This is a genomic window from Mesorhizobium sp. M7D.F.Ca.US.004.01.2.1 (genome assembly GCF_003997785.1).
Taxonomy (GTDB): domain Bacteria; phylum Pseudomonadota; class Alphaproteobacteria; order Rhizobiales; family Rhizobiaceae; genus Mesorhizobium; species Mesorhizobium loti.
In genome coordinates this window covers 1-423 of sequence record NZ_RZRQ01000774.1, presented here as the reverse complement: position 1 = coordinate 423, position 423 = coordinate 1, and the positions used below count along the sequence as shown (strand labels likewise).

Genomic DNA, 423 nt, shown 5'->3' with positions numbered 1-423 from the left:
ATACGGTTCTTGTCGCGGCAGGCGATCTGCATGATCGGCGCATAGCCCATGCGGGTCAGCAGCGCGCAAATGCCGACCGACGACATGTGGCAGTTGGCGCCGGATGCGTCGACAGCGTTGATGGCATCGACCCAGCCGTCGAAGATTTTCGCCCTGTTATAGACGTCTTCCGGATCGGCGCTGTCGGGCGGATTGAGCTCGGTCGTCACCGCGAACTCGCCGCGGCGCAGGACGCGCTCCAGCCGGCCGCGCGAGGTGTGGCCGGGCAGGGGGTCGAGCGGCAGATCGATGCCGGCCGGGTTCTCGTCGCGCTGGCGGCCGATCATGCCGACGCCCCGGTGTTCGCCGCCCCATTCTTGGCGGCAGCGGCGACTTCGCGCGCGGCGGCGGCTTGCGCTGTCACCCGCAGCCACGCCGAGGTTT

Annotated in this window: 1 pseudogene; it reads right to left on the bottom strand. The window is 69.0% G+C overall.

Annotated elements, in window-relative coordinates:
* Window positions 1-326: pseudogene (locus tag EN993_RS36740) on the bottom strand (methylenetetrahydrofolate reductase); the annotation flags it as partial.
* Window positions 327-423: the final 97 nt, after the last annotated feature.